The organism is Mesorhizobium sp. M7A.F.Ca.MR.148.00.0.0 (assembly GCF_003997735.1).
Classification (GTDB): domain Bacteria; phylum Pseudomonadota; class Alphaproteobacteria; order Rhizobiales; family Rhizobiaceae; genus Mesorhizobium.
The window spans coordinates 1-379 of the sequence record NZ_RZTB01000439.1; the positions used below are offsets into that span (position 1 = coordinate 1).

At 64.1% G+C, this 379-nt stretch carries 1 protein-coding gene; it reads left to right on the forward strand.

What is annotated here, in order from left to right:
• Positions 1 to 379, forward strand: a 379-nt coding sequence (locus EOB49_RS34860) for an FAD-dependent oxidoreductase (RefSeq protein ID WP_164781980.1), incomplete at both ends; no start/stop codon positions are given.

The window sequence follows — 379 nt, forward strand, 5'->3', positions numbered from 1 at the left end:
TGGACGTCACCGTGCTGCATGTCATGCCGACGCTCATGGAGCGCCAGCTCGATCCGGCGGCCGGCTATCTCTTGCAGCGTGCGGTGGAACAGCGCGGCATCAAGGTCATCACCAAGGCCAACACACAGGCGATCACAGGCAACGGCAAGGTCGGGCAGGTGGAGCTTGCCGACGGCACCATTATCCCAGCAACGCTTGTGGTGATGGCCGTCGGCATCAGGCCGAATTCGGCGCTGGCGAAACAGGCCGGCATCGCCGTCAACAGGGGCATCGTCGTCGACGCCGGCATGCGCAGCAACGATCCCGACATCTACGCGCTCGGCGAATGTGCCGAGGTCAACAGCCAGGTCTATGGCCTCGTCGCGCCGCTCTACGAGAT